The organism is Pseudomonas syringae group sp. J248-6, assembly GCF_032586995.1.
Taxonomy (GTDB): domain Bacteria; phylum Pseudomonadota; class Gammaproteobacteria; order Pseudomonadales; family Pseudomonadaceae; genus Aquipseudomonas; species Aquipseudomonas amygdali.
The window spans coordinates 37,202-62,892 of sequence record NZ_JAWHOP010000030.1 but is presented as its reverse complement, the minus strand read 5'-3'; the positions used below and the strand labels follow the sequence as shown (position 1 = coordinate 62,892).

The following is a 25,691-nucleotide window of genomic DNA, read 5'->3' as shown; positions in this document are numbered from 1 at the left end:
TCCTTCAGTTTTCTGATGAAGCGCGGAGGTGGCTCAACCTGCGAAAAGAAACGAGTTGCTACGTAAGTCCGAGAACATGCTTTCCATGGTCTCTGAGCTCGCCTTTGGGACCGACATATCGGTAGAGAGTGACGCGCTCGATGCCGAGTTCCTTGCAGAGATCGGAAACTGAAGTATCGCGCTGGGCCATGGCGGCTTGCGCGAGACGCACCTGAGCTTTGGTGAGCGCGAATTTTCGTCCGCCCTTGCGACCGCGCGCTCTCGCGGAGGCGAGACCCGCCATGGTGCGCTCTCGGATCAGATCCCGCTCGAACTCGGCCAAGGTGGCGAAGATTCCGAACACCATGCGACCGGACGCAGTCGTGGTGTCGATCTGAGCGCCCTTTCCAGTCAGAACCCGCAGGCCGATCTTGCGGTCTGACAGCTCCTTCACCGTGTTGACCAGATGGGCAAGCGATCGTCCGAGGCGATCGAGCTTCCAGACCACCAGCACATCGCCGTCACGCAATGACTTGAGGCAGGCAGTCAAGCCAGGGCGATCATCACGACCGCCGGAAGCAAGATCATCATAGATATTGTCCCGTTCGACACCTGCGGCGCGCAAGGCGTCGTGCTGCAGGTCGAGAGACTGCGAGCCATCGGCTTTGGAGACGCGGGCATATCCGATCAGCATGTATCACAAACGTTGGTTTGAGGCGGCGCTTCGGCCACGATTGCATTGACCTCTGGAAATGTATCTCAACCAGCTTCATAAATAAAGCGTCTTGAACGCTATCAGATTTTGAAAAAGGAACATGTATGCCGCGTCGCGTCACTCTAACCGATCGGCAGAAAGACGCGCTGTTGCGCTTGCCGACTTCACAGACGGATTTGCTCAAGCACTATACGCTGAGTGATGAAGACCTTGGGCATATCAGGCTGCGTCGGCGCGTTCACAACAGGTTCGGCTTCGCCCTGCAATTGTGTGTCCTGCACTATCCCGGCCGGGTGCTGGCTCCAGGCGAACTGATCCCTGCAGAGGTCATCGAATTTATCGGAGCGCAGCTTGGCCTGGGTGCCGACGATCTCGTAGACTATGCTGCCCGCGAGGAAACACGGCACGAGCATCTTGCCGAGTTACGGGGGCTCTACGGCTTCCGCACCTTCTCCGGGCGTGGTGCGAGCGAGCTGAAGGAATGGTTGTTCCGAGAAGCGGAGATGGCGGTGTCGAACGAGGATATCGCCCGTCGCTTCGTAGCCGAGTGCCGACGCACCCGCACTGTCCTTCCCGCGACATCCACGATCGAGCGGCTTTGTGCCGCGGCTCTCGTCGATGCCGAGCGACGCATCGAGACGAGGATCGCCAGTCGGCTGCCTATGCCGATCCGAGAACAGTTGCTGGCATTGCTCGAGGAGACGGCTGATGATCGGGTGACCCGTTTTGTGTGGCTGCGCCAGTTCGAGCCTGGCTCGAACTCTTCGTCGGCCAACCGGCTGCTCGACCGGCTCGAATATCTGCAACGCGTCGATCTCCCCGAGGATCTGCTTGCCGGCGTTCCTGCCCATCGGGTGACTCGTCTGCGCAGGCAGGGTGAACGGTATTATGCCGACGGCATGCGCGATCTCCCGGAGGACAGGCGGCTTGCGATCTTGGCTGTTTGCGTCTCGGAATGGCAGGCGATGTTGGCCGACGCAGTGGTCGAAACCCACGACCGGATCGTCGGCCGTCTCTACCGTGCTTCGGAGCGTATTTGCCATGCAAAGGTCGCAGACGAAGCGGGGGTGGTGCGTGACACCCTGAAATCCTTCGCCGAGATCGGGGGCGCCCTGGTCGATGCACAGGATGATGGCCAGCCGCTGGGCGATGTCATCGCGAGTGGGTCAGGGTGGGACGGCTTAAAAACCCTTGTTGCAATGGCAACCAGGCTGACCGCCACCATGGCCGACGATCCGCTCAATCATGTGCTCGACGGTTATCACCGCTTCCGCCGATACGCTCCACGCATGTTGCGCCTGCTCGATCTGCGAGCTGCGCCCGTTGCACTGCCGCTTCTGGAAGCTGTGACGGCCCTTCGTACCGGTTTGAACGATGCCGCGATGACCAGCTTCTTGCGGCCCAGCTCGAAATGGCATCGCCACCTTCGGGCCCAGAGGGCTGGCGACGCTCGCCTATGGGAGATCGCGGTGCTGTTCCATCTGCGCGATGCGTTCCGCTCCGGAGATGTCTGGCTTACTAGGTCCCGGCGCTATGGCGATCTGAAACACGCACTCGTTCCGGCACAAGCCATCGCGGAAGGCGGTCGTCTCGCTGTGCCATTGCGGCCGGAGGAATGGCTGGCAGACCGGCAAGCTCGCCTCGACATGCGGTTGCGCGAGCTTGGCCGTGCCGCTCGCGCAGGCACGATCCCGGGCGGGTCGATTGAGAACGGCGTTCTGCATATCGAGAAACTCGAAGCCGCCGCGCCGACAGGCGCCGAAGATCTGGTGCTCGATCTCTACAAGCAGATCCCGCCCACGCGCATCACCGATCTCCTGCTGGAGGTGGATGCGGCGACCGGCTTCACCGAAGCGTTCACCCATCTGCGCACAGGAGCACCCTGCGCTGACCGGATCGGGCTAATGAACGTTATCTTGGCGGAAGGGATCAACCTCGGCTTGCGCAAAATGGCGGATGCGACAAACACCCACACCTTCTGGGAATTGATCCGCATTGGACGGTGGCATGTCGAGGGCGAAGCCTATGACCGGGCGCTGGCCATGGTGGTCGAGGCACAGGCAGCGTTACCCATGGCCCGGTTCTGGGGCATGGGCACGTCGGCTTCGAGCGACGGACAGTTCTTCGTCGCTACAGAGCAAGGTGAGGCCATGAACCTGGTCAACGCGAAATATGGCAATACCCCGGGCCTGAAAGCTTATAGCCACGTCTCCGACCAATATGCGCCGTTCGCAACCCAGGTAATTCCTGCAACGGCAAGCGAAGCGCCTTACATCCTCGATGGCCTGCTGATGAACGATGCTGGACGCCATATCCGCGAGCAGTTCACCGACACGGGCGGCTTCACCGATCACGTCTTTGCCGCATGTGCCATTCTCGGCTACCGGTTCGCTCCGCGCATCCGCGACCTGCCATCCAAACGGCTCTACGCGTTCAATCCGTCGGCCGCCCCGGCGCACCTGCGAGCGTTGATCGGCGGAAAGGTCAACCAAGCCATGATCGAGCGCAATTGGCCCGACATCCTGCGCATCGCCACCACCATTGCTGCCGGGACCGTCGCGCCAAGCCAGATTCTGCGGAAACTCGCCTCCTATCCGCGGCAGAACGAGCTCGCGACAGCCCTGCGGGAAGTCGGTCGCGTCGAGCGCACCCTGTTCATGATCGACTGGATTCTGGATGCCGAACTCCAACGGCGTGCCCAGATCGGGCTCAACAAAGGCGAAGCTCATCATGCGCTGAAGCGGGCAATCAGCTTCCACCGCCGCGGTGAAATCCGCGACCGTTCCGCCGAAGGCCAGCATTACCGCATCGCCGGCATGAATCTGCTCGCCGCCATCATCATCTTCTGGAACACCATGAAGCTCGGCGAGGTCGTTGCAAACCAGAAACGCGATGGAAAGCTGCTATCGCCCGATCTCTTGGCCCATGTTTCGCCGCTCGGATGGGAACACATCAATCTCACCGGAGGATGCCGCCCCCTCCCGCAAACGACCCCAAGCTGATCGAATACTTCGAATACAGCACGAGCGAGCTGGGCGGCTATCACTATCACGATGTGGCCTATGAGCTGCGCGCAATTCGCATAGAAGCCATTGCCAAGCTGCCCGGCTACGCCGAGGCCCCTGCAACCCTGTAAAGCCATAGCGGCGTTGCGCAATGCACGCCGCTTTCCACCCTCGGGCAGTCCGCGACGGATTGCCAAAACGTGATTTATAAATTACAATATGCACATGATTGAAATCAAACAGACCGCAACCTTTCAGGCTTGGGAACGCAAGCTGAAAGACAGCCGCGCTAAGGCTGCAATCGCCGCCCGGATCTTTCGTCTGGCCAATGGACTGCCCGGCGACGTGTCGCCGGTTGGCTCCGGCGTTAGCGAGCTGCGAATTCATTACGGGCCAGGTTATCGGGTTTACTTCCAGCAGCGCGGGACAGAAATTGTCATTCTGCTTTGCGGTGGCGACAAGAACAGCCAGGCCAAAGACATCGAAGCGGCAAAACGATTGGCTAGCGAGTGGAGGCCACAATGACCGAACAGATTTTTGACTATGATCCAGCCCAGGCACTGGATGGCCCCGAGGCTATCGCAGTGTTTCTCTCAGATGCACTCGATACCGGCGATGCTGCGTATATCGCCAAAGCTATGGGCGTGGTTGCGCGTGCCAGAGGAATGACCGAGCTGGCCAAGGAAACGGGTCTCGCCCGTGAGCAGCTTTACAAGTCATTCAGCGAACAGGGAAATCCAACGCTGAAAACAATGCTTGTTGTGATGCGTGCGCTTGGCGTTGATTTGACCGCTCGCCCTCACGCCCAGTAGATCTACGCGGGCCGCTCGCTCCAGGGCGTGCCCCTGCGGGGGCGGCTGTCGTGAACCAAGCCCGGCAAAGAGCGCGCCGGTCTTGGCCCTGCGGGCTTCCATCCTCACGCCTCCGGCCGCAAGCGGCCTGCGCGCTCCGCTTGCCGGGGTTAAAAAAACACATCCCACCATTTACTGGTAGTCAGGCCATCTTTGCGACCCTTGGCCATCCTGTACAAGTACAGGATGAGCCTGCCGCCAATAAGCGCCACTGCGCAGATGATCAACCAGACCCATTGCTCCCCGAGCTGGACGACCAAAGCGTCATAGAAGGGGTTTGGGGAGCAATGGAACCAAAAACCAACATAAGCCCTACCACCTCCGCTCAGAGCCCTCTTCCCAGGCATCTGCCTCGATAAAGCAATTACGCATCTCGGCCTCTTGGCTGATCTCGGTCAGCAGATCATGTACCGTCTTATCCAGTGCCTCATCGTTGCGATAGGGAATGCTCAGCGCGTAGTTGCCCGACTCAAGCAGCTTCATGCCGTAAGGTTCCAGGCAGTAACGCTCGATATTCTCCAGTGCCCGTTTTTTACCACGCACGAACTTGCTGTTGTTCTCGACGGCCAGGCGCAATATGACCGTCGCGATCCGTTCGGCATTGTCCACTGCCGGTGGGACCGTGATGTTGAGATGCTGGGTGATTTTTGCGGGTACGCCGATCGTTATGCCGCGATGCCGGAGGTAGCGGTAAAGCGTGCTTTTGGAAATGTGCAGTTTCTTGCCAATGGCGCTCACACTTAACCGACCCTCTCGGTACAGCGTTTCTGCGGCCATAGCGGTCGCTTCCGCCTGAGCGGGCAGCCCCTTCGGGCGGCCACCGACTCGACCACGTGACCGTGCAGCGGACAAGCCTGCCTGTGTGCGCTCACGAATCAACTCACGTTCGAACTCTGCCAATGAAGCGAACAGGTTGAACACAAAGCGGCCTTGCGCGTGGGTGGTATCGATGGGGTCATTCAGACTTTGCAGGCCAACGTTACGAGCGGCCAATTCACCGACCAGTTCGACCAGGTGCTTGAGCGAGCGCCCTAGACGATCCAGCTTCCAAATCACCACAGCATCACCGGCCCGTACATGAACCAATAATTTGTCCAGTTCCGGACGTGCGCTTTTTGAGCCGCTGGCAACGTCTTGATAGATCCGCTCGCACCCTGCCTTTGTCAGAGCATCGATCTGGAGGTCGGCGTTCTGATCCCGAGTACTCACCCGCGCATAGCCAATTTTCATCAAAAGTACCGTTTACTCAACAGAGAAATTGAAAATAGAACCTTGATTAACGATACCAGTATTTAAAACCATAATATGGGCTAACTCGGAGCTGGGCATGTCATTTTCAGAAGACGACTGCACGGAATATCAGGAGTCGGCTGCACTGGTGGATTGCAGCGCGGTGTACAGGGCCGTCTTGCTCACCTTGAGCCGTGTAGCGGCCTCTCGGACATTAAGCCCGTTGGCGATGTGCTCCCGCGCTCGCTGCAACTTGTCGGCGGTGACAACCGGCTTTCGCCCGCCCTTCCTCCCACGAGCGGCGGCGGCAGTCAACCCGGCCTTGGTGCGCTCGCGGATCAAGTCGCGCTCGAACTGGCCCAGCGCGCCGAACACGTGGAAGATGAGCCGCCCGCCTGGCGTGGTGGTGTCGATGGCTTCCGTCAGAGAACGGAAGCCGACGCCTCGCGCTTCCAGCGCGCCTATCGTTTCGATTAGGTGCGGCATAGAGCGCCCGAGCCGATCCAGCCGCCAGACGGCCAGCACGTCGCCGTCGCGCAGGTAGGCCAGCGCATCAGCCAAGCCGGGGCGGTCGGCCTTGGCCCCGGAAGCCGTGTCCTCGAAAACGCGCTCGCAGCCTGCCTTGCGTAGCGCATCCGTCTGCAAGGCGGTGTCCTGTTCCGCCGTCGATACCCGCGCATAGCCGATCAGTGCCATTTGCCGCCTCTCTTGTCCGTCATTCCGTCCGCCTATCTTAATGTCCGACAACCCGTTGTGCAATAACTTTGCTGGACAGTGTCCGGCATGGCCGACTAATGATCGTTTGACGGACATTGACGGTAAGGCATTTTTGCATTACTATGTGAAGCATCAACCTTGATTGCGAGGGCAAACCACCATGACCACATTGACCGTTACCGCACGGGGACAAGTGACGTTTCGGAAGGACGTACTGCAACACCTCGGCATCAGGCCAGGCGACAAGATCGAGCTGGACTTGTTGCCAGACGGTCGGGGCGTGCTCAAGGCGGCACGGCCCGCAGGGACGATAGCCAACTTTGTCGGCCTGCTCGCGGGCAAGACGCAGAAGGTTGCCACCATCGAAGAAATCAACGAGGCGGCGGCGCAAGGCTGGGCAGGTAAGCAATGAAGGTCGCAGTCGATACCAACGTCCTTGTGCGTGCGGTTGTGCGTGACGATCCCGCACAAGCGGACGTTGCCGCCGCAGTCTTGACCGACGCCGAGTTGATCGCGGTCGCGCTGCCGTGCCTATGCGAATTTGTTTGGGTGCTGCTGCGTGTCTACGGCTTCCAGCAAGCCGACGCGGCCAGCGCGATCCGGGCACTACTGGCCGCCGCGAATGTGGAAGTGAACCGGCCTGCCGTGGAGGCTGGCTTGCTGGTGCTCGACGCGGGCGGAGACTTTGCCGATGGCGTCATTGCCTACGAAGGCAACTGGCTTGGCGGGGAAACCTTCGTTTCCTTCGATAAGAAGGCGGTGGCACTTCTCACGGCGCAAGGGCAATCAACGCGCCTTTTGTGACGGACATGAGCATGAACGAATTCCGCCGACTGGCCGCGAAGATCGACCAACACATGCAGCAGCTTGCCGCCCAGGGTGTCAGCGAGGCCCATGCCATCATCAATCGCATGATGGGGTACGGGCCTGACCTGCACAGGATTTGGGTCGGCACATCCGATCAGCAGCTCATGGCGCTGTCCCGCGAGTTCCCAGGGTTCTACCGCTACGCCCGCATCATGGAAGAGGCATCCGAAGCCGAGCGCCGCAAGGCTTCGCGGCCCTATGACGGCATGGCCGAGTTCTCCGAACAGCACAAGCAAATGGGCGCGCAACTGCTGACCACGGCGGCCACGCTTGAGCGTGGCTACCAGGCGTTTCGTGCGAGCGGCAGTCTCCAAGACTTCCGGCCTCAGCTCGACGAGCTGGGCCGCCTGCATCGGCAATGGCTGTCCGACCTGGAAGCCTTCAAAGACTCGCTGCGCACGCAGGGCGCAGAACCCAAGGTGCTGGAATACGTGAACGAGGCTTTCGGCCGCCTGGCCGAGCGCATCAAGCAGCTTGCCGGTTGATCGCCGGAATTTTCGGCGGTTCCGGCTTTGTCGCGCCGTGCACAAGAGTTCTGAGCAATTCCGATCTCTCGCGGCGCTTCGTGCATAGAACTTCTGACCGTTCCCGGTCAGAAGTTCTATGCACACACGGCGGCCAGCCCAGTGAACTGGTGCAGTCGCCTTCTGAAAACGACACGGCGATTTTGTCGCAAAAATCAGGAATTTCGCGACAAATTGATCGCGCCCCGGAATGCGAAGCCCCGCTGTCGGCCATTGTCTGAAGTTCCTCACGGGCAGGCGCTTGATACTTTACTAACTTGTCTGTAAAGTTTGGCTACTCTCACTGAATGGTGCTATCATGCCTGCCGCCCACTCGAACCGCTGGGTTCTTCTGGTGACCGTCGCCGCCGGTCTCCTGCTTATCGTTCTGGACAATTCGGTCCTCTACACGGCCCTGCCTACCCTGACGCGCGAGCTTGGCGCGACGGCAACGCAAGGGTTGTGGATCATCAACGCATACCCCCTCGTCATGGCCGGCCTGCTGCTCGGCACCGGGACGCTGGGTGACAGGATCGGTCACCGGCGCATGTTCCTCATCGGCCTCGTGCTGTTCGGTGTCGCGTCGATTGTGGCGGCCTATTCGCCTACAGCGGAAATCCTGATCGGGGCGCGGGCCTTTCTGGCGGTCGGCGCGGCGGCGATGATGCCCGCGACACTCGCCCTCATCCGCGTCACCTTCGAGGATGACCGGGAACGCAACATCGCCATTGCGATCTGGGGGTCGTTGTCGGTCGTCGGCGCTGCGCTCGGACCGATCATCGGCGGTTTTCTGCTCGGCCATTTCTGGTGGGGGTCGGTGTTCCTCATCAATGTGCCGGTAGTGGTCGCTGCCTTCATTTCGGCGCTGATCGTTGCGCCGAAGGTGGCCGGCGATGCGACCAAGCCTTGGGACGTGGTGTCGTCGTTTCAGGCATTGGTGGCGCTGTCGGCTTTTGTGATCGCGATCAAGGAATCTGCCCATGCCGGGCAGTCGTGGGCCGTCCCCGCTATTTCGCTGCTGGTTGCCATCCTCGCCGGAGCGCTGTTCGTCCGCCGGCAACTGCGCCTGCCGTTCCCGCTGCTCGACTTCTCGATCTTCCGCAATGCCGCGTTCACATCGGGCGTTCTAGCGGCCGCGTTCTCCCTGTTCGCCATCGGCGGTGTTGAGCTTGCTACGACGCAACGCTTCCAGCTCGTTGCGGGCTTCACGCCGCTGGAAGCCGGGATGCTGGTTTCGGCGGCGGCGCTCGGATCATTGCCGACTGCGCTGCTCGGTGGTGCATTCCTGCATCGTATTGGCCTACGTATCCTTATAGCTGGCGGGCTTGCGGCGGGATCGCTGGCGGTCCTGCTTGCGACATGGGGCATCACTCATGGCCTTGGCTGGCTGATCGCCGGTCTGGCGCTGACCGGTGCCGGCGTAGGTGCAACAATGTCGGTGGCATCAACGGCTATTGTGGGCAATGTGCCTGTGCATCGCGCCGGCATGGCGTCGTCGGTCGAGGAAGTGTCCTACGAGTTTGGCAGTCTGTTCGCTGTCACAATTCTCGGAAGTCTTTTGGCCTACCTCTATACGGTCAACGTCGTGTTCCCCGCCGGAACCTCGGAAGCGGCCCGCGACAGCATGGCGTCGGCGCTGGTCTTTGCCAACGAGGCGGGGGCCGATGGTGTTGTCGTGCGTCAAGCGGCAGGAATCGCATTCGACCACGCCTATACGGTCGTCATGTACGTGGCGGCGGGTGTTCTGGCCGTGGGTGCCCTGATCACCGGCATCCTGTTGCGGCGCTACGGTCCCGGCTCGCAATCGTCAGCCTATCCCACACAACACTAAGGAAGCCGACATGGCGAGAGCCAGCAAGCGCCTCGAAGTGCTTGAAGCCATTGTGAGCATCATCGAGCGTGACGGCCTCACCGCCGTCACCCTCGACGCCGTAGCGCTCGAAACCGGCATGACACGCGCCGGCCTTCTGTATCATTTCCCGTCGCGCGAAGCCCTGATCCTCGCCACCCATGAGCATCTGACTCGCTCATGGGAACAGGAGCTGGAAGCGAGCGCCGGCAACACCTCGGACAGGGCGACAGACGCCGAACGACACGCCGCCTACATCAACACCTGCGCAAGAGCTGCCCGGCGGGTCGAACTACTGCTCATGCTGGAAAGCTCCGACAATCGGCAGCTTGGCGATCTGTGGCAACAGGTCATCGACCGCTGGGCACCTCCTGCGCCGATTGGAAACGACGCTGCCGAGTTGGACAGGTTCATTTCGCGCCTTGCCGCCGATGGGCTGTGGATTCACGAGGCGCTGTCGTCGCGCCCGCTCCCCGAGCAACTGCGCAAGCGTATCGCGGCGCGCCTCGTCGCGATGGCCGCCGGACCTGTTGAGGCGGAAGAAAACCTCCCGAAATAACTGGTGTCCCCCCACAACCCTACTGCGCCGGTGCTGCCGGCGCTTTCACGGTGATGGTGCATTGCTGATCTGAACCGGCCGTGCGCGCGGCCTCGGCGCATTGCCCGATCGCCTCGGCATTGTCGCGCACGAGCTGCGAGGAATCGGCCACGCCGCGCCAGCTTCGGGGATCGGCCACCCGCATCATGGTGACGCCGGCGTTCCATCGGTCCTGACCTATGACGGTCGCCGCAACATGGGTGTCGGCCGAGAAGGGCAGGAAACGCGGCAACAGCAAAATCAGGAATATGCCGACGAACAGCCCGACAAGGCCGGCCATCCATATGCGGAAATCCTGACTTTTCCGGTCGTAGGCGCTTTTCGTATGAGCGGCGAGGTTCCGGCCGGCGCGCTCGAGGTCGGACGCCTGCCGCTCGAGCTGCTGCGCGGCGGTGCGTATCAGGGCCTCGCCGCTGCGCTCGAGGAGCGCCGCATAGTGTGTCGCACCCTGCCGGAGAATAGGCGATTGCTCTACGCCGTGCAGCCGCTCCGCAACATTGTCGAGCGCCTGCACGAGCTGGGCGAGCTGGGGCTTGTAGTCCTGCGCCGGCTCGATCTTTTCGAGCTGGTCGAAAGCCGCTTCCAGCCCGCGCCGCATCACGGTCATTTCCGCGCCGATCTGCGCGCCCTGCGTCTCGATCGTGCGCCGGAGCGCGTCGAACGCGGCGGCCGGGTCGCCGGCGTCCTCGTCCAGTGCTTCCGGCTCGATTCCTTCCCTGTCGTCGTCCAGCTCCGCCATATTCTCCGTGCCTACCTTCCCAAACCGATGCCCCGGCTAAGTTGCCGGCTGCGTGACATTTCCTCTTGCAGCTCGTGGGCGATGCTCTGCCCCCGGCGCTGCTGCTGCCCGATTCCGAGTTCCTGACGGCGATTGCGCAGGATGGAATCTACCTGCGGGTCACGCTCAAGGCTCTTGGTCATGCCGTTCATCTGGCTTTCGACCTTGGCGCGGGCATCGTCGTGCTGCCAGCCGCGAAGCTCCCGGCGCTGGCCCTGTAGCTCCTGCCAGCGTTCAACGAACCGCTCGGCCCTGATATTCGGGTCTTGCAGCGCCGCGTTTTCGCGCTTCATCCCGTCGATAACCTGCGCGACACGCTCCCGGCCGGAAAGCTCGGTCATGGCGCGCACCGTCGCCGGGTCGTTTTGCAACGTCGAGCGCAGCAAATCTTTCATGCCGCCCTGCACCTGGTCGAGCTGCCGGCCGGCATCGCCTATTTCCTGCCGCTGCATGTCGAGGACCGGCAAGCCCTCGCGCCGGTGCTGGTCGATCGACTGATAGGCCCGCGAATAGCGGTCAACGGCGGCCTCAAGCGGCGACTGCCCCCGCGCCCGCTCGGCCAGCCGGTCGGGCGCAGGCGCCTTCTGAAAACGACAGGGCAGGTCTTCCGTTAAAGTTCTATAAAACGAGGGTTTTATCGAACCGTTGCGGCGCAGTGAGGATCGAGTGTATAAACACATAAACACCTAACATTGGAAAAAGTCATGAATACCACTCGCTGGAACGTCGCCGTCTCCACCGACACCGACCAATCGCTTCGCATGTTTCTGGCCAGCCAAGGCGGTGGCCGTAAGGGCGACCTGTCGCGCTTCATCGAAGAAGCGGTGCGGGCACACATCCTGGAGCTGAGCGCCGAACAGGCCAAGGTTTCCAATGCCCATCTGAGTGAGGCCGAACTGACCGAAGCGGTTGAAGAAGCGCTCGACTGGGCGCGTAAGCGCTGATGCGGGTTGTATTGGATACCAACATTCTGTTCAGTGCGCTGATCTCACCGCATGGGTCTCCTGATGCGATCTATCGGGCCTGGCGTTCAGCTCGCTTCGAGGTGGTGACTTCACGGGCACAGCTCGACGAAATTCGTCGCGCCAGTCGTTACCCCAAGCTTCAGGCCATCCTTCAGCCTGCCAAAGTGGGGGCCATGATCAATAACCTGCAACGCGCCGTGGTATTGGAGCGGTTGACCATTGAGGTTGAAGCCGATGATCCGGATGACTCTTTTCTGCTGGCCATGGCTTTGGCGGGCAATGCGGACTACCTAGTAACCGGTGATCGACGCGCAGGCCTCTTGCAGCGCGGACATATCGAACGCACGCGGATTGTCACCCCCGCCGTGTTCTGCGCCGAGGTACTGTGATCGATGCCGGTTGGTTTTCTGACTCAGGAGCAACGCGACGGCTTTGGTCGCTACATCGATGCGCCCAGCCGTGATGAACTGGAGCGCTACTTCCACCTGAGCGATGAAGACCGTGAAGCCGTCCAGGTACTACGGGGCAACCATAACCGCTTGGGCTATGCCGTTCTGCTGACTACCGTTCGCTTCGTCGGTGTTTTGCCGGACAAACCCACGGCTGTGCCGGTGGAAGTCCTGCTTGTGCTTTGTCGGCAATTGGCAATCGCCGACCCTGACTGTCTTGTACGTTATAGCGATCATCGTCGCTGGATACATGCGGCCGATATTCAAGAGCGCTATGGCTATCGCCACTTTACTGACCCAGGCATCGGCTTTCGTTTGAGCCGATGGCTGTATGCCCTTTGCTGGACTGGTACTGATCGTCCTGGCGTGCTGTTCGAACGAGCTACCTCATGGCTGCTCACACAGAAAGTCCTATTGCCCGGAATTTCCCAGTTAGAGCGCTTCATTGCCCAACTGCGTAGCCGGGTTGAAGAACGCCTCTGGTACACCTTGGGCCGCAGCGTGACCGAGGAGCAAAGACAGCACCTACAAGACTTGCTTCTGGTGGCCGAAGGCAACCGTAGTTCCCGACTGGATCAACTACGCTCCGGCCCGGTGATGGTCAGTGGCCCTGCACTGGTTCGGGCGCTGCGTCGGCTGGATGATGTACGCGGGTTGGGTATCGCCTTACCGGCAGCTGCGCATATCCCTCCCAGCCGCATTGCCGCCCTGGCTCGCTTTGCCAACACCGCGAAGGTCACGGCCATCAATCGACTGCCGGCGTCGCGCCGGTTGGCGACGTTGGTGGCATTCGCGGTTTCCTTGGAAGCCAGTGCGCACGACGATGCTCTGGAAGTTCTGGAAGCGCTACTGCGTGATATCTTCAACAACGCAGAGAAGGCTGACAAGAAGGCTCGGTTGCGTAGTCTAAAAGACCTGGATCGCTCGGCGGCAATGCTCGCCGCTGCGTGCAAGGTCGTGCTGGATAGCTCGATCAGCGATGACAATGTCCGTGCCCGGCTGTTCAACGACCTGCCACGTGTCACGCTGGAGAAAGCCCTGGAAGAGGTCAATGCGTTGATCCGTCCGGCCAACGATGTGTTTTACCTCGCTCTGGAGGAGCGCTACCGCAGCGTGCGCCGTTTCCTTCCTGACTTATTGAAACATATTCGCTTCGGCTTCAGCCCGGCGGGTAAGGGTGTGGCGGCTAGTTTGGACTGGTTGCAACTGAACTTGCCTCGCAGGAAGCCGGAGGATGACGTGCCGCAGGAGATCGTGGCCAAGGCTTGGCAGAACCACATCACTCGCGAAGATGGCTCCCTCGACATGGGCGCCTATGTCTTCTGCACGCTTGATGCACTACGCACGGCCCTACGCCGCCGCGATGTCTTTGTTGCACCCAGTTGGCGCTATGCCGACCCGCGTATCGGTCTGCTCGATGGTGCAGAATGGCTGTCGGCGCGACCGATCATCTGTCGCTCACTGGGCCTGACTGTGAACGCCAAAACCACCTTGGACGCCTTGTCTGCCGAGCTGGATGCGACTTGGTACGCAGTCGCCGCTCGCCTGCCCGACAATCCTGCGATCCAGTTGAGTGAGAATACAGAGGGCAAAACCGAGCTGTCCCTCGGAGCGCTGGAGAAGCTGGAAGAGCCCAACTCGTTGCTGCAACTGCGTGCAGCCGTGGCCGACTTGATGCCGCGTGTCGATTTGCCGGAAATCCTGTTAGAAATCGCCGCTCGTACCGGCTTCACTGAAGCCTTCACCCATGTGTCCGAACGCAATGCGCGGGCCGACAACTTGGTGACGAGTTTGTGCGCAGTGCTCTTGGGAGGAGCCTGTAACACCGGCCTGGAGCCCTTGACTCGCAACGACAACCAAGCGCTGCGCCGTGACCGAATGTCCTGGGTGAGCCAGAACTATCTCCGTGACGATACCCTGTCGGCAGCCAATGCCATTTTGGTGGCTGCGCAGAGTCAACTGGAGCTGGCTCAGGTCTGGGGCGGCGGCGAGGTGGCCTCCGCCGATGGCATGCGTTTTGTCGTACCTGTGCGTACCGTACATGCCGGCCCTAACCCGAAGTATTTCGGTACCGGCCGGGGCGTCACCTGGTACAACCTGATCTCCGACCAGTTTTCCGGTCTTAACGCCATTACGGTGCCCGGCACCCTGCGCGACAGCCTAGTATTGCTCGCGGTTGTGCTGGAACAACAGACCGAATTGCAGCCCACACAAATCATGACCGATACCGGTGCTTACAGCGATGTGGTGTTCGGGTTATTCCGTCTGCTCGGTTATCACTTCTGCCCGCGCCTGGCTGATGTCGGCGGTACCCGCTTCTGGCGCACCCGCCCGGACGCGGATTACGGCAAGCTCAACGGACTTGCTCGCCAGTCAGTCAAGCTCGACCTGATCGCCGAGCACTGGGATGACCTGTTGCGTTTGGCTGGCTCACTCAAACTTGGCCGAGTGCCGGCGACAGGCATCATGCGCACCCTACAAACGGGAGATCGTCCGACCCGTCTGGCCCAGGCGTTGGCAGAGTTCGGACGGATCGAGAAAACCCTGCATACGTTGACCTACATTGATGATGAGTCCAAGCGCCGCGCCACCCTGACCCAACTGAATCGCGGCGAAGGCCGACACAGCCTGGCTCGCGCCGTGTTCCATGGCAAACGAGGCGAGCTTCGCCAGCGCTACCGAGAAGGCCAGGAGGATCAACTCGGTGCCCTGGGCCTGGTGGTAAATATCATTGTGCTATGGAATACCCTCTACATGACGGCTGCCGTGGAGCGGTTAAAGCAGCACGGCTACCCGGTACAGGACGAAGACCTGGCTCGTTTGTCGCCGCTGATCTTCGAGCACATCAATATGTTGGGACGGTACTCCTTCGCGGTACCAGAAGAGGTCGCCCGAGGTGAGCTACGGCCACTGCGTAATCCAGACGACGATATTTAGGTGCGCAGGTCGAACTCAGTGGGCTATGTTGTCAGATAGCTTAGATGGGATTGACCACAGCATTTCTCAATAAGTAGAAACACTGTGGCTTAGAGAGTTATCTCAGCGCAGCAGCAATACAGGCATGGTGGCTGTTCGAAGCATCGTCGTAGTCGTGCTTCCTACCAAAAACTGCCTGATGCGTGAATGCCCATAGGCACCCATGACCAGCAGATCAATGCCGTGCTCTGTCTGATAATCGTGCAGAGCCGACTCCACCTCACCTTGTCTGATTTCAGCTTGGACTAGGAAGCCAGCCGAGAGAAGCATGCTTTGTGCTTTTCCCAGTGCCTCGTGATTGCTCACCGAATCTGCACCGACCGTAACAAGATGAATGGGCAAGTCTTTGCAAAGCGAACTGGCGGCAAACATTTGGATGGTTTTGTAGGCTGTGGAGCTGCCGTCAAATGCGAGCATCACCTTTTCGGGCTTTTTATAGCTGTTGGCTGTGATCAGGATAGGCCGGTGAATTGTTCGCACTACAGCTTCTATCTGGCTGCCAAGGCTGTGCGCGTTGCGTGAGTTGTCTTCACCCACTCTTCCTATCACCAACAGTCGAATATCCTCCTGAAGGTCGCTCAGACTTTCTACCAAGTGTCCGTGGCGCTGCTTCAGCTCAGGAAACGCAGCGCCGGAAATGACCGTTCGCTCCCTGGCCTTTTCCAGCATGTGTTGGCCCTGTTCCAGAGCGAGTCTGGCGCGTTGGGCATCCAATGTAGCCAGCTCCTCCAGCAGATGCTCTCGACTGCCGAGACCAATATTTCCACTTAGGTCAGCTGCTGCTGGGTATTTCTCTTCATCCAATACGTGAAGCAAGGTAAGAGGCGCGTTGAGTCGCTGCGACGCCCATGCTGCGTAGTCGCAGACCGCCAATGAGGATTGTGAGTTATCAATACATGCCATTACGTGGGTCATTGTCGATCTCCTTAGTGGCTCATGAGCTTGTCGATGGCGCCAGGTTTGTCATGCACGCCAAAGCGGTCAACGATTGTGGCGCTGGCCTCATTTAGACCCAGCACTTCAACCTCGGCGCCCTCGCGACGGAACTTGATTACCACTTTATCCAGCGCGGCGACGGCGGTGATATCCCAGAAATGCGCCTGTGTCAGATCGATGGTGACCTTGTTGAGCGCTTCCTTGAAGTCAAAAACTTCGGTGAACTTGTCTGCCGAGCTGAAGAACACCTGGCCTACCACGCGGTAAGTCCGATGCGACTCCGTCTCTTCAAGACTGCTCTTGATATCGAGGTAATGTCCGACCTTGTTCGCAAAGAACAACGAAGCCAGCAGTACGCCGACCAACACGCCGTAAGCCAGATTATGCGTTGCCACGACCACCACAACGGTCGCGACCATGACGAGGTTGGTCGACAGTGGGTGCTCTTTCAGATTGCGCAAGGAATCCCAGCTAAAGGTGCCGATGGATACCATGATCATCACAGCAACCAATGCAGCCATCGGGATCTTGGAGAGCCATTCGCCGAGGAAAACGACCATCAGCAGCAAGAAAATGCCCGCGCACAATGTGGAGAGACGGGTACGTCCACCGGATTTCACGTTGATGATCGACTGGCCGATCATGGCGCAGCCTGCCATACCGCCGAGCATCCCGGCAGCGATGTTGGCAATGCCTTGACCCTTGCATTCACGGTTTTTGTTGCTGGTGGTATCGGTCAAATCGTCGACGATGGTCGCGGTCATCATGGACTCAAGCAGACCTACTACGGCCAAGGCGGCTGAGTACGGGAAGATGATGCGCAGAGTTTCAACGTTCAGCGGGACTTCAGGCCACAGGAAAATCGGCAGCGTGTCCGGCAGTTCGCCCATGTCACCCACAGTGCGGATATCCAGACCGAGGTAAATAGCAATGGCCGTCAGGGCCAGGATGCACACCAGCGGCGAGGGAATCAGCTTGCCGATCTTCGGTACATACGGAAACAGATAGATTATTCCGAGGCCCACTACGGTCATGGCGTAAACGTGCCAGGTCACGTTGGTCAATTCAGGTAACTGCGCCATGAAAATCAGAATCGCCAATGCATTCACAAAGCCTGTGACTACCGAGCGCGAAACAAAGCGCATCAGAGAGCCCAGTTTCAGGTATCCAGCGAGGATTTGAAGCGCCCCGCAGAGCAAGGTGGCTGCCAGCAAATACTGAAGCCCGTGATCTTTTACCAGGGTGACCATCAGCAGTGCCATCGCACCGGTAGCTGCCGAGATCATGCCGGGTCGACCGCCGACGAAGGCGATGACAGCACAGATACAGAAGGAGGCGTAGAGACCGACCTTGGGGTCGACGCCGGCAATGATAGAGAAAGCAATGGCCTCCGGGATCAGCGCGAGCGCGACCACGATCCCCGCGAGCACGTCTCCACGGACGTTGGAAAACCACGTTTGTTTGAGCGATTGCAGCATCAGAATATCCAAGGCAATGCACCACACGCACACCAGGCAGATGGCGAGCGCGTCGATACGAATTCAAGTTGTGAGGATTATTTGGCTGTGTGCCTTGGGTGTAAAAACCGGGCATACAGCAGTACGCGACCGCGAGCGAAACTAGCGGAAGCGAGATGTTGCGAGGGGGCGTAGCGCTAAGGCGGCGTAGGCTGCCAGTAGATCGTTTGGAGTACAGTCATGCTGGTGTTCCTGTAGCTCAAGAGGTATGGCTGAGCGATAAAGTATACAGTGAAGATATCGTCAAATGCGACCTGCTGCCTCGTTTGGGTCAGTTCTTCCAGCCGTGCTGATCTCCCTAGGGCAAGTCTTTCTAGATTAAACCGCGACGAACTCCGCTGTCAGGCAGTGTACACATGGTGGAGAGATCAATTCAGATCCTCCTGGGGTCGATAGAGAAATCGGAAAAAATCGTACGCTAAGCATTCGGCCTGTCAGGTTGAGGCCATAGAGATTGACGCCTTGGCGTCAGAAAATGCAGAAAGCGGCCCTAGTCTGACGCGGTGCCAGTGAACCGCCTGACGCCGAGTTGAAGCCGTAAACTCAGCAACCTTCGATCAACTCGCCGAACAGTTCCTTAACCTTTGCACGTGCCTCGACCAGCGCAACTTGGCCTTGCTCAGTGATCTCATAGACACGCCGTTCACGTCGCCCGGTGCGTTCGTGGCGTGAGGTCAAATAGCCCTTCTTTTCCAGCCCGTGCAGCATTGGGTATACCGTCCCGGCGCTCAGCTCGTAGCCGTGTCGTTGCAGTTCTTCGATGATTCCCAGTCCGAAGACGGGCTTCTCGGCTGCATGGTGAAGTATGTGCAGGCGGATCAACCCGCCGTACAGGTCTTTATCTGTCATTTTTCGTGCCTCACAGCGCGATACTCAACAGCCAACCCGCTGCACCGCTGCCGACGACAACTAGCCACGGCGGGAGCTTCCAGAACATCAGTGCGACAAGGGCGACCAGGGCCAAGACAAAGTCTTGCGGCTGAAATATGGCGCTAGTCCATACAGGGTGATAGAACGCGGCCAGCAGCAGGCCAACCACCGCCGCATTGACCCCAGCCAGCGCGGCTTGCATGCCTGTATTGCGACGCAGGCGCTCCCAAAATGGCATGGCTCCCACAACCAGCAGAAAAGAGGGTGCGAAGATAGCCAGTAGGCACACAATACCGCCGACCCAGCCAGAGGGAGCGGTGCTCATCGAAGCACCAAGGAACGCGGCGAATGTGAACAATGGGCCGGGCACCGCTTGAGCCGCCCCGTACCCCGCGAGGAAGGATTCATTACTGACCCAGCCGGAGGACACCACTTCGGCTTGCAGCAGCGGCAACACAACGTGGCCACCACCGAACACTAGTGACCCCACACGATAGAAGGCGTCCACTACCACCATCGTTGGACTTGGCAGCAATTTTGCCAAGATCGGTAGGCCAATCAGCAGGGCAAAAAATAACGATAGCCAAAGTGCGCCGGCCCGGTGACTGACCGTGATAGGTAGTGGGTCGTGCTCAACAGTATGTGCTGGCTTGAACAATAGTCGGCCTATGATGCCTGCGGCAACAATCACACCAACCTGCCCCCACGCGGACGGTACGAGCAGGACAGCACAGGCGGCAATCGCCATTATTGTGACTCTCAGCCCATCCGTACACAGGTTGCGCGCCATGCCCCATACCGCTTGGGCGACTACGGCAACGGCCACCACTTTTAGGCCATGCAACGCGCCCGGCGAAACGGAATCCCCATAGTTGGAAATGCCCAGCGCGAACAGGATTAAAGCTACGGCCGAAGGCAGCGTAAAGCCTGTCCAAGCAGCCAGCGCCCCGCTATATCCAGCCCGTGATAGCCCCAACGCTATGCCGACCTGGCTGCTTGCTGGGCCTGGAAGAAATTGGCACAGCGCCACTAAATCAGCATAGCTGCGTTCAGACAACCAGCGCCGTCGTGTGACGAACTCGTCACGGAAATAGCCTAAGTGCACGATGGGGCCGCCGAAGGAGGTCAATCCAAGTCGTAGAAAAATAAGAAAAACCGACCATGGGCTGCGGTCATCGGTGGAGGTATTAGTCATGCGTTGGCCTACCTGATTTTCCACAGATTAATCCATAATAATCGAACTTCGATAACGAAATTCGATTTTATAGCTGCCCAAAACGACTGGAGTACCGTGCAATTCGTACTGGGTGTCGCAATGCAAGTAATCGATGTTGTGCTAGCCGCTGGTTTTGTCTGCTAGCACAGTTCATTAGCAAAACACGCTTGGCCTTAGCGTACGATTTTTTCCGTTTTCTCTATTGCCCCCCTCCTGGTCACTCCGAATGCAAATAACTGGTCAAGAATGCAGCCGGCTGGTCAATAACGGCGCCAATGGGTGGTCAAGTTGCGCAATGGTTTTATCGAGTCGGATGCCTGGGAAGAGGGCTCTGAACGGAGCTAGTCGGGCTTACGTTGGTTTTTGGTTCCATTGCTCCCCAAACCCCTAGAACACTGCGATCAGCGCGAAAACCAGCGCAACCAGGCCCACCATTTTCCTCAGATTTGACATACAAGCGCCTACCTCAGATTTGTGTCGTACGTTACACGGGAAATCGCCCGGCCCGCTGACGCGGGCGCTGGCCTGGCCAGCGTCGGGCATCGGTGTACGACTCAGGAAATCACCCTGCGCCTGACCACCGCCCAGGTATAAAGCGCACCTGGCCCGTGGACAGCCGCACCGTTCGCTCCTGGCCTCTTGCGGGCCTCGCTCACTGGATGATTTTGTGTGCGCAGTCCAGGCCAGCATGAAGCGTCTCCGACGGCCAAAGGGCTGCGCCCCTTGGATCGGCAGTTAGCAGAGCCTCCGGCCTTCGGCCTGCGCACCGTCCTGCAGGACGGCTTGCCGTCGACCAGCTGCACCCCTGCGAAGCTATTCAGCCTCCGGCTCGGGCTCCGCCTCGACCTCGACGAACTCTTTCGCGTCGATCATGGCCAGCTCGCAAGCCATGCAGCCTATAAGCCCGGAAAGCCCGGGCTTTCCCCACACCTGTAATTTGCAGTTGGGGCACAGGTACTTGCGTTTGTTCTTCGGGTCATCCTTGGGCGTTGCGGGCTGGAGCAGTCCGGCAGAGGTCAGCGCCTCGATGTCGATAGTCGGGTCTACCGGCTCCGGCTCGCTGGGCTCACCGCCCGGCCCGTAAAGCAACGCAGGCGACATCGGAACACGCTTGGCCACAATGTCGATCCACGACAACATGCCACCCGAGGCCAGCAATTCCTTGCAGGCCACATCGAACGGCCCGCCCTCGATGATGTAGTGGGTCATCTGCTGGCCGTGCCGGGCTCCACCCGGCTCGCCGGTATTGCTCGGCATCAGGCCGACCGCTTCCATCTTGTTGGCCCATTCAGCGTTGTGATACCCGCTGCGCGAAGGCTTGCCGAAATACGCCTGCCACTGGTGGACTTGCTCATGCACCAGGGTAGATAGCGTTTGCTCGATCCGGCGGTGCGCGAAGTAAGCCGGGTTCAGTGCCAGCTCATCACTCTTGCCATTGCCGTTCCTGCGCAGAAAGCGGGAGGGGGAGTAGTAGCCGAATGTGTGACTTTTGCGCTGCAACGTGAACAAGCAGCCGGGCAGTTGCCCGGCAAAGAGCCGGTCGTTGAAGAACGCATAAGCCCCGGAAATCTCATCGTACATTTCATCGCTTGGGTTGTTCATTTGCCACCTTTCTCGCACGCGAGAATGACCCCCCAACCTGATCGCCTGGCGGCGGGGAGTGGGGATCACCCTAAGTCAATCCTGTATCGTACGATACAGGAAATGACGCCAAAAAAGGGCGCCCCCTTGCGGGCGGCGCCGACCCTCACATGCCCAGGGCGAGACGGGCGCCGACGAAACCGCCCAGCAACCCCGCGCCTAGCGCCGTAGCAATGCCTATGCCTGCCAGCATCAGCACCCGACGCCGCAGATCATCGGCAGCGAGCATCACCGAGGCGCTGCCACGGTTCAGCTCGTTCCCGATCTTCGCGCTCGCAGCCTTCGCCGCTTGCAGCAGATCGCCTTGTCCGCGCTCCAGCACAGATTCAAAGTTCATCTGCGTCTGCAAGAGCGCCTTGCCCGAGGCGTCGAGGATCGCTTGCTCGCACCCCTCGCGCACGCCTGCGCCTACTTCTTCCAGACGCCTGACAAGGATGTCGATTTCTTCCAGCATCTGCACGGCCAGCGCTTCGCGCTGGGTGTACGGATCATTGCCAGCCATATCGCCCTCACTTCGCCTTGCCGAAAAGCGTCACGTACACGTCGTCGAGGTTCTGCCAAGCCGACAGAGCCAGGCGCTTGACCGAAATCATGCGTACCGCATGTTGTTTCGCGTCATCGTCAGCCGCCTCGCGGAGTTGCGTGCGGTAGTCCGTTTCGTCTGTCACGACATCGGCAATGTTGCGTTTCAGCGCCCGCAGGCGCTCAAACACCTCATTGCTGTAGATCACCGCGCTGGGCTTGAGCGTGAATTTCTTGTCTAGGGCATGGAAGCCGAACACCGCGCCAAACAGCTCCGGCACGTCGTCCGCTTCGTCGATGTCAACCTTGTTGAATACAACCAAGATCCGCTTCGCGGGAACGCCCAGCGCAGCCAGCGTCTTGATCGTGTTGATCGTATCGGCCTGCTGCTTCTTTTCAGCCACAGCCGGGACGAGGAAGAAATCGAATTCCTCCTGCGACCCTGCGTACTGACCCATGTACTTCATGAAGTCCTCGACGTTGGATGCTCCAACATCGACGACGGCCTTGTCCGTGGTCATCAGCCATTCTTGCAGCTCGCCATACTGGCGACCCTTGATGCGCTCGATGTCGGCGCTGGTGTCGGACGCACCGGCATTGATCGTTTCGACCGCGTACCGTGGCGCATCCAGACGCGGGGCCAGGAGCTGATCGGATACCGTTGTCTTGCCGGTGTTGCCACTGAAATTCACGACTGCGATTTTCATGTCTTCCTCCGCTGCTTTTTGCCCGCACTCTCGTAGCGGGCCATATCAGATGCGTTTGCATCGTCTCCAGGGTTCATGACTCGCCCCAGTTCACCAGGCCCGACTGGGCTGGGTGGGGTTGCGTCTGCATCCGGCTCTGTATCGTACGATACAGACTCCGGTTCGCTGGGTATCGTCGGTGCCTGCTGCGCCACGGGTTCCCGTGGTGCGCTCGGCGCTTTGCCCTCCGGTTTGTTGGTTTTCCTGTACCTGGCCAAGTAGCTCTTGAACGTCGCTGGCGTCAGCTCGATCCCCTGCGCCTTTAGCACTTCGAGGATTGCTTGCTGCCTAACACCAGCCTTCAATTGCCTCTCGATGATCGGCATTACTTCGCGGACTTTTGCAGCCTTCGTTACTGGCTCCACACCCTGCAATGCCTTCTCTAAATCTGCCTTCGCCATTCTACAGCCCTCTATTGCATCCTACCTGCATCCCTTGTGCATTCTACTCGACCCCCTACAGCTTTCAAGCTACAGCCGCTCTGCTTTCATTCTACAGCCTTCTAGCCCCCTTCTAGCCCTCATCCTGCTACGGCCTTCGGCCTATGCCGTCTAGACGCCCTAAAAGCTATGGTTTTGGCTCCTTAACAGGAGCCTATAAAACCAATACACAACACGCACCTCCCTGTCGGGAGGGCAGAACCGCGCCGGGCGGGGCTTTCAGCCCTTTTGCCCGGTTTTTGTGTGCTATACAGTTGTATTACGAATATACACTCTGACCCAGTAAAAGCTAGCTTTTTGCGTCATACATACGCTATACAGTAGCATGTTTGTCGTGAACCTTGAGTGAATTGTGGGTTCAGAGGCTACAAAACGAGGGGGAGCCGTGGGTAAGACAGTACCGATCCGGTTCAATGACGAGCAGGTCGAAAGACTCGAAACCGCTGCTGCGCTGGCTGGCTACAAGCACCTTTCAACCTACGTCAAAGACCGCCTTTTCAATCAGGTGAACGCACCAGGTCAAAGCGTTGAGCAATGGGCAACCTTGGACAGATTCACCTACCAACTGGAATCCATTGAGCGCAACCAGCTCAGTCAGCAAACCATCTTGGCCATCGCGGTCTACCTGCTCCAGAAGGGTGGAACCGCAGGCATCTTGAACGGGCTTCGCGCCGAACTGGCGAGCCTTGGATCAGCGGAAGAAGTAATTGGCGCTTTGCTGCCGGAGGTAGCTAGCGACATCGAACGCCTTTCAGGAGACGATTGAATGCACAAACAAGAAGTCGAAGGCATGACCATGACTTTTGGTCTTGGCCTGCCGGTTGTTGGCTGGGCCGCAGGTGCCTACTTGGCCAACATGCCGTTCGCCCCATTCCCCGAAGCGTTCAAGGAAACGCTGCACTCCACGTTGAGCAATCCAATCATGTTCAGCTCGACCGCCCTATCTGCCGTGCTGGCCGGTGGCCTGGTCTACTACCTCAATGAGTATTGTGATGATGGATTCCGTGGCGAGCGCTTCATGCAGCACTTGCGCGGTACGCGCATGCGCAACTGGCACTACGTCAAATCAAAGGTAAATAGCCGCAACCGTATAACCAACAGCGAGCGCAAACAGCGTGGGCTGGAACCCAGCCAGCCGATCATGATTGGCAAGCTGCCAATGCCGCTGCACCTTGAAGATCGCGGCACCATGATTTGCGCATCCACAGGTGCAGGTAAGTCGGTTGCGATGGAGGGCATGATCGAGGCGTCGATCAAGCGTCGTGACAAGATGGCCGTCGTCGATCCCAACGGCTCGTTCTACGAAAAGTTCGGGTTCAAGGGAGACACCATTCTTAATCCGTTTGACGAACGATCGGCAGGCTGGACGCTGTTCAACGAAATCCGAGGGATTCATGACTTTGACCGCATGGCCAAGTCAGTCATCCCCCCGCAAGTAGATCCGGGCGACGAGCAATGGTGCGCCTATGCGCGTGACGTGCTGGCCGACACCATGCGCAAGCTCATGGAAACCAACAACCCGAATCAGGACACGCTGGTAAACCTGCTTGTGCGTGAGGACGGCGACACCATCCGCGCTTTCCTGGCAAATACTGACTCGCAAGGCTATTTCCGCGACAACGCAGAAAAAGCCGTGGCCAGTATCCAGTTCATGATGAACAAATACATTCGCCCCCTGCGCTTCATGAGCAAGGGCGACTTCTCGATTCACAAGTGGGTGCATGACCCTGACGCGGGGAACCTGTTCATCACTTGGCGGGAAGATATGCGCTCAAACATGCAGCCACTGGTGGCCATGTGGATTGACACGATTTGCGCCACCATCCTCAGCTTTGAGCCCATGACCGGCAAACGCCTATGGCTCTATCTGGACGAGCTGCAATCACTTGGCAAGCTGGAATCGTTTGTGCCTGCTGCAACCAAGGGCCGTAAGCATGGCCTACGCATTGTTGGCAGCTTGCAGAACTGGTCGCAGCTCAATTCAAGCTACGGCAGGGACGAGGCCGATACGCTGCTGTCGTGCTTCCGAAACTACATCATCCTTGCCGCTGCGAACTCCAAGAACGCCGACATTGCAATGGAGATCCTGGGCAAACAGGAAGTGAAGCGCGTTCGCGTGTCGTTCACTGCCGGTCGCCCGTCGCGCTCCTATGAAATCAAGCAGGAACACGTCGTGATGGACTCCGAGATTGCCAACCTTGACGACCTCGAAGCCTTCGTGACCTTTGGCGAATCGTTCCCGCTATCGCGCATCAAGCTCAAGCATCGAGCGTACCCAAAGCGGAACAAGGCAATCATGGTCAAGGGGCAAACCGCCTGAC

Annotated in this window: 27 protein-coding genes; 14 read left to right on the top strand and 13 right to left on the bottom strand. The window is 59.1% G+C overall.

Annotated features, from left to right (window positions below; translation table 11 throughout):
- Positions 1-58 precede the first annotated feature (58 nt).
- Entirely contained in the window at positions 59-673 is a 615-nt protein-coding gene (locus RYC17_RS24990; RefSeq protein ID WP_000904906.1) for a recombinase family protein, read from the bottom strand.
- A gap of 125 nt (positions 674-798) precedes the next feature.
- On the opposite strand from RYC17_RS24990, the gene RYC17_RS24985 reads away from it, so the two are divergent.
- From RYC17_RS24985 to RYC17_RS24970, 4 genes are all read left to right on the top strand, one after another.
- Positions 799-3,696: a Tn3 family transposase gene (locus RYC17_RS24985; protein WP_316904685.1), complete on the top strand. Its 2,898-nt coding sequence runs from the start codon at positions 799-801 to the stop codon at positions 3,694-3,696.
- Positions 3,663-3,830, top strand: a complete 168-nt coding sequence (locus RYC17_RS24980) for a hypothetical protein (protein WP_316904684.1) — start codon at positions 3,663-3,665, stop codon at positions 3,828-3,830. The genes RYC17_RS24985 and RYC17_RS24980 overlap by 34 nt, the downstream gene beginning before the upstream one ends.
- Positions 3,831-3,924: 94 nt before the next feature.
- A complete protein-coding gene (locus RYC17_RS24975; protein ID WP_316904683.1) occupies positions 3,925-4,224 on the top strand; it encodes a type II toxin-antitoxin system RelE/ParE family toxin in 300 nt (99 codons plus the stop codon).
- A complete protein-coding gene (locus tag RYC17_RS24970; protein ID WP_316904682.1) occupies positions 4,221-4,511 on the top strand; it encodes an addiction module antidote protein in 291 nt (96 codons plus the stop codon). Before RYC17_RS24975 ends, RYC17_RS24970 begins: the two co-directional genes overlap by 4 nt.
- A gap of 351 nt (positions 4,512-4,862) precedes the next feature.
- Here the strand turns inward: RYC17_RS24970 and RYC17_RS24965 are convergent, their stop codons facing one another.
- Positions 4,863-5,780, bottom strand: a complete 918-nt coding sequence (locus tag RYC17_RS24965) for a recombinase family protein (RefSeq protein WP_017335988.1) — start codon at positions 5,778-5,780, stop codon at positions 4,863-4,865.
- Between the two features lie 129 nt (positions 5,781-5,909).
- Positions 5,910-6,476: a recombinase family protein gene (locus RYC17_RS24960; RefSeq protein WP_003159185.1), complete on the bottom strand. Its 567-nt coding sequence runs from the start codon at positions 6,474-6,476 to the stop codon at positions 5,910-5,912.
- Between the two features lie 181 nt (positions 6,477-6,657).
- On the opposite strand from RYC17_RS24960, the gene RYC17_RS24955 reads away from it, so the two are divergent.
- The 5 genes from RYC17_RS24955 to RYC17_RS24935 all read left to right on the top strand — a co-directional run bounded on the left by RYC17_RS24955 (position 6,658) and on the right by RYC17_RS24935 (position 10,275).
- A complete protein-coding gene (locus tag RYC17_RS24955; RefSeq protein WP_019334760.1) occupies positions 6,658-6,909 on the top strand; it encodes an AbrB/MazE/SpoVT family DNA-binding domain-containing protein in 252 nt (83 codons plus the stop codon).
- Positions 6,906-7,301, top strand: coding sequence for a type II toxin-antitoxin system VapC family toxin (locus RYC17_RS24950; RefSeq protein ID WP_003159186.1), 396 nt, complete (start codon positions 6,906-6,908; stop codon positions 7,299-7,301). The genes RYC17_RS24955 and RYC17_RS24950 overlap by 4 nt, the downstream gene beginning before the upstream one ends.
- Before the next feature lie 11 nt (positions 7,302-7,312).
- Positions 7,313-7,849, top strand: a complete 537-nt coding sequence (locus RYC17_RS24945) for a hypothetical protein (RefSeq protein ID WP_003159187.1) — start codon at positions 7,313-7,315, stop codon at positions 7,847-7,849.
- A gap of 337 nt (positions 7,850-8,186) precedes the next feature.
- Positions 8,187-9,698 (top strand): MFS transporter, encoded by a 1,512-nt coding sequence (locus RYC17_RS24940; RefSeq protein WP_003830786.1) that lies wholly within the window; start codon positions 8,187-8,189, stop codon positions 9,696-9,698.
- Between the two features lie 10 nt (positions 9,699-9,708).
- The gene (locus RYC17_RS24935; RefSeq protein WP_008786762.1) at positions 9,709-10,275 is read left to right on the top strand and encodes a TetR/AcrR family transcriptional regulator; all 567 of its coding nucleotides are present in this window, start codon (positions 9,709-9,711) and stop codon (positions 10,273-10,275) included.
- A 19-nt stretch (positions 10,276-10,294) separates the two neighbouring features.
- On the opposite strand, the gene RYC17_RS24930 is transcribed toward RYC17_RS24935, so the two are convergent.
- Together RYC17_RS24930 and RYC17_RS24925 are read right to left on the bottom strand one after the other, a co-directional pair.
- On the bottom strand, positions 10,295-11,053 hold the full coding sequence (locus RYC17_RS24930; RefSeq protein WP_006473465.1) for a DUF6118 family protein: 759 nt from the start codon (positions 11,051-11,053) through the stop codon (positions 10,295-10,297).
- 11 nt (positions 11,054-11,064) lie between these two features.
- Positions 11,065-11,772, bottom strand: coding sequence for a hypothetical protein (locus RYC17_RS24925; RefSeq protein WP_196740189.1), 708 nt, complete (start codon positions 11,770-11,772; stop codon positions 11,065-11,067).
- A gap of 24 nt (positions 11,773-11,796) precedes the next feature.
- On the opposite strand from RYC17_RS24925, the gene RYC17_RS24920 reads away from it, so the two are divergent.
- From RYC17_RS24920 to RYC17_RS24910, 3 genes are read left to right on the top strand one after another with little or no spacing between them, the layout of a single operon-like run.
- Complete coding sequence (locus RYC17_RS24920) at positions 11,797-12,036, top strand: ribbon-helix-helix domain-containing protein (RefSeq protein WP_017335987.1); 240 nt, start codon at positions 11,797-11,799, stop codon at positions 12,034-12,036.
- Complete coding sequence (locus RYC17_RS24915) at positions 12,036-12,446, top strand: putative toxin-antitoxin system toxin component, PIN family (protein ID WP_017335986.1); 411 nt, start codon at positions 12,036-12,038, stop codon at positions 12,444-12,446. The genes RYC17_RS24920 and RYC17_RS24915 overlap by 1 nt, the downstream gene beginning before the upstream one ends.
- Positions 12,447-12,449: 3 nt before the next feature.
- Positions 12,450-15,443 (top strand): Tn3 family transposase, encoded by a 2,994-nt coding sequence (locus tag RYC17_RS24910; protein ID WP_019334756.1) that lies wholly within the window; start codon positions 12,450-12,452, stop codon positions 15,441-15,443.
- Positions 15,444-15,545: 102 nt separating this feature from the next.
- Here RYC17_RS24910 and RYC17_RS24905 read toward each other — a convergent pair whose 3' ends face one another.
- The 8 genes from RYC17_RS24905 to RYC17_RS24870 all read right to left on the bottom strand — a co-directional run bounded on the left by RYC17_RS24905 (position 15,546) and on the right by RYC17_RS24870 (position 23,331).
- On the bottom strand, positions 15,546-16,397 hold the full coding sequence (locus tag RYC17_RS24905; RefSeq protein ID WP_017735064.1) for a universal stress protein: 852 nt from the start codon (positions 16,395-16,397) through the stop codon (positions 15,546-15,548).
- A gap of 11 nt (positions 16,398-16,408) precedes the next feature.
- Positions 16,409-17,896, bottom strand: a complete 1,488-nt coding sequence (locus RYC17_RS24900; protein ID WP_017735063.1) for a SulP family inorganic anion transporter — start codon at positions 17,894-17,896, stop codon at positions 16,409-16,411.
- Between the two features lie 582 nt (positions 17,897-18,478).
- The gene (locus RYC17_RS24895) at positions 18,479-18,784 is read right to left on the bottom strand and encodes a PadR family transcriptional regulator (protein WP_017335982.1); all 306 of its coding nucleotides are present in this window, start codon (positions 18,782-18,784) and stop codon (positions 18,479-18,481) included.
- A gap of 10 nt (positions 18,785-18,794) precedes the next feature.
- Positions 18,795-20,000, bottom strand: a complete 1,206-nt coding sequence (gene chrA, locus RYC17_RS24890; RefSeq protein WP_019334754.1) for a chromate efflux transporter — start codon at positions 19,998-20,000, stop codon at positions 18,795-18,797.
- Between the two features lie 834 nt (positions 20,001-20,834).
- Positions 20,835-21,623 carry a SprT-like domain-containing protein gene (locus RYC17_RS24885; RefSeq protein ID WP_316904681.1) on the bottom strand — a complete coding sequence of 263 codons (789 nt, stop codon included), beginning with the start codon at positions 21,621-21,623 and terminating at the stop codon, positions 20,835-20,837.
- Between the two features lie 145 nt (positions 21,624-21,768).
- Positions 21,769-22,164 (bottom strand): hypothetical protein, encoded by a 396-nt coding sequence (locus RYC17_RS24880; protein ID WP_316904680.1) that lies wholly within the window; start codon positions 22,162-22,164, stop codon positions 21,769-21,771.
- A 7-nt stretch (positions 22,165-22,171) separates the two neighbouring features.
- Positions 22,172-22,891, bottom strand: a complete 720-nt coding sequence (gene stbB, locus RYC17_RS24875; RefSeq protein WP_316904679.1) for a StbB family protein — start codon at positions 22,889-22,891, stop codon at positions 22,172-22,174.
- Positions 22,888-23,331: a hypothetical protein gene (locus RYC17_RS24870; protein WP_316904678.1), complete on the bottom strand. Its 444-nt coding sequence runs from the start codon at positions 23,329-23,331 to the stop codon at positions 22,888-22,890. Before RYC17_RS24870 ends, stbB begins: the two co-directional genes overlap by 4 nt.
- Positions 23,332-23,755: 424 nt before the next feature.
- On the opposite strand from RYC17_RS24870, the gene RYC17_RS24865 reads away from it, so the two are divergent.
- Entirely contained in the window at positions 23,756-24,136 is a 381-nt protein-coding gene (locus RYC17_RS24865; RefSeq protein WP_316904677.1) for a hypothetical protein, read from the top strand.
- Positions 24,137-25,690 (top strand): type IV secretion system DNA-binding domain-containing protein, encoded by a 1,554-nt coding sequence (locus RYC17_RS24860; protein WP_316904676.1) that lies wholly within the window; start codon positions 24,137-24,139, stop codon positions 25,688-25,690.
- The last annotated feature ends 1 nt before the right edge of the window (position 25,691 follow it).

Excerpts from the sequence above, each read along its gene's own strand:
- RYC17_RS24985 (WP_316904685.1), top strand. The coding sequence starts at position 799 with ATGCCGCGTCGCGTCACTCTAACCGATCGGCAGAAAGACGCGCTGTTG.
- RYC17_RS24935 (WP_008786762.1), top strand. The coding sequence starts at position 9,709 with ATGGCGAGAGCCAGCAAGCGCCTCGAAGTGCTTGAAGCCATTGTGAGC.
- RYC17_RS24965 (WP_017335988.1), bottom strand. The coding sequence starts at position 5,780 with ATGAAAATTGGCTATGCGCGGGTGAGTACTCGGGATCAGAACGCCGAC.
- RYC17_RS24885 (WP_316904681.1), bottom strand. The coding sequence starts at position 21,623 with ATGAACAACCCAAGCGATGAAATGTACGATGAGATTTCCGGGGCTTAT.
- RYC17_RS24915 (WP_017335986.1), top strand. The coding sequence starts at position 12,036 with ATGCGGGTTGTATTGGATACCAACATTCTGTTCAGTGCGCTGATCTCA.
- RYC17_RS24910 (WP_019334756.1), top strand. The coding sequence starts at position 12,450 with ATGCCGGTTGGTTTTCTGACTCAGGAGCAACGCGACGGCTTTGGTCGC.
- RYC17_RS24880 (WP_316904680.1), bottom strand. The coding sequence starts at position 22,164 with ATGGCTGGCAATGATCCGTACACCCAGCGCGAAGCGCTGGCCGTGCAG.
- RYC17_RS24980 (WP_316904684.1), top strand. The coding sequence starts at position 3,663 with ATGCCGCCCCCTCCCGCAAACGACCCCAAGCTGATCGAATACTTCGAA.
- RYC17_RS24905 (WP_017735064.1), bottom strand. The coding sequence starts at position 16,397 with ATGACCCACGTAATGGCATGTATTGATAACTCACAATCCTCATTGGCG.
- RYC17_RS24955 (WP_019334760.1), top strand. The coding sequence starts at position 6,658 with ATGACCACATTGACCGTTACCGCACGGGGACAAGTGACGTTTCGGAAG.
- stbB (WP_316904679.1), bottom strand. The coding sequence starts at position 22,891 with ATGAAAATCGCAGTCGTGAATTTCAGTGGCAACACCGGCAAGACAACG.
- RYC17_RS24940 (WP_003830786.1), top strand. The coding sequence starts at position 8,187 with ATGCCTGCCGCCCACTCGAACCGCTGGGTTCTTCTGGTGACCGTCGCC.
- RYC17_RS24920 (WP_017335987.1), top strand. The coding sequence starts at position 11,797 with ATGAATACCACTCGCTGGAACGTCGCCGTCTCCACCGACACCGACCAA.
- RYC17_RS24975 (WP_316904683.1), top strand. The coding sequence starts at position 3,925 with ATGATTGAAATCAAACAGACCGCAACCTTTCAGGCTTGGGAACGCAAG.
- RYC17_RS24925 (WP_196740189.1), bottom strand. The coding sequence starts at position 11,772 with ATGTGTTTATACACTCGATCCTCACTGCGCCGCAACGGTTCGATAAAA.
- RYC17_RS24895 (WP_017335982.1), bottom strand. The coding sequence starts at position 18,784 with ATGACAGATAAAGACCTGTACGGCGGGTTGATCCGCCTGCACATACTT.
- RYC17_RS24960 (WP_003159185.1), bottom strand. The coding sequence starts at position 6,476 with ATGGCACTGATCGGCTATGCGCGGGTATCGACGGCGGAACAGGACACC.
- RYC17_RS24945 (WP_003159187.1), top strand. The coding sequence starts at position 7,313 with ATGAACGAATTCCGCCGACTGGCCGCGAAGATCGACCAACACATGCAG.
- RYC17_RS24900 (WP_017735063.1), bottom strand. The coding sequence starts at position 17,896 with ATGCTGCAATCGCTCAAACAAACGTGGTTTTCCAACGTCCGTGGAGAC.
- RYC17_RS24990 (WP_000904906.1), bottom strand. The coding sequence starts at position 673 with ATGCTGATCGGATATGCCCGCGTCTCCAAAGCCGATGGCTCGCAGTCT.
- RYC17_RS24860 (WP_316904676.1), top strand. The coding sequence starts at position 24,137 with ATGCACAAACAAGAAGTCGAAGGCATGACCATGACTTTTGGTCTTGGC.
- RYC17_RS24950 (WP_003159186.1), top strand. The coding sequence starts at position 6,906 with ATGAAGGTCGCAGTCGATACCAACGTCCTTGTGCGTGCGGTTGTGCGT.
- RYC17_RS24930 (WP_006473465.1), bottom strand. The coding sequence starts at position 11,053 with ATGGCGGAGCTGGACGACGACAGGGAAGGAATCGAGCCGGAAGCACTG.
- RYC17_RS24870 (WP_316904678.1), bottom strand. The coding sequence starts at position 23,331 with ATGGCGAAGGCAGATTTAGAGAAGGCATTGCAGGGTGTGGAGCCAGTA.
- RYC17_RS24970 (WP_316904682.1), top strand. The coding sequence starts at position 4,221 with ATGACCGAACAGATTTTTGACTATGATCCAGCCCAGGCACTGGATGGC.
- chrA (WP_019334754.1), bottom strand. The coding sequence starts at position 20,000 with ATGACTAATACCTCCACCGATGACCGCAGCCCATGGTCGGTTTTTCTT.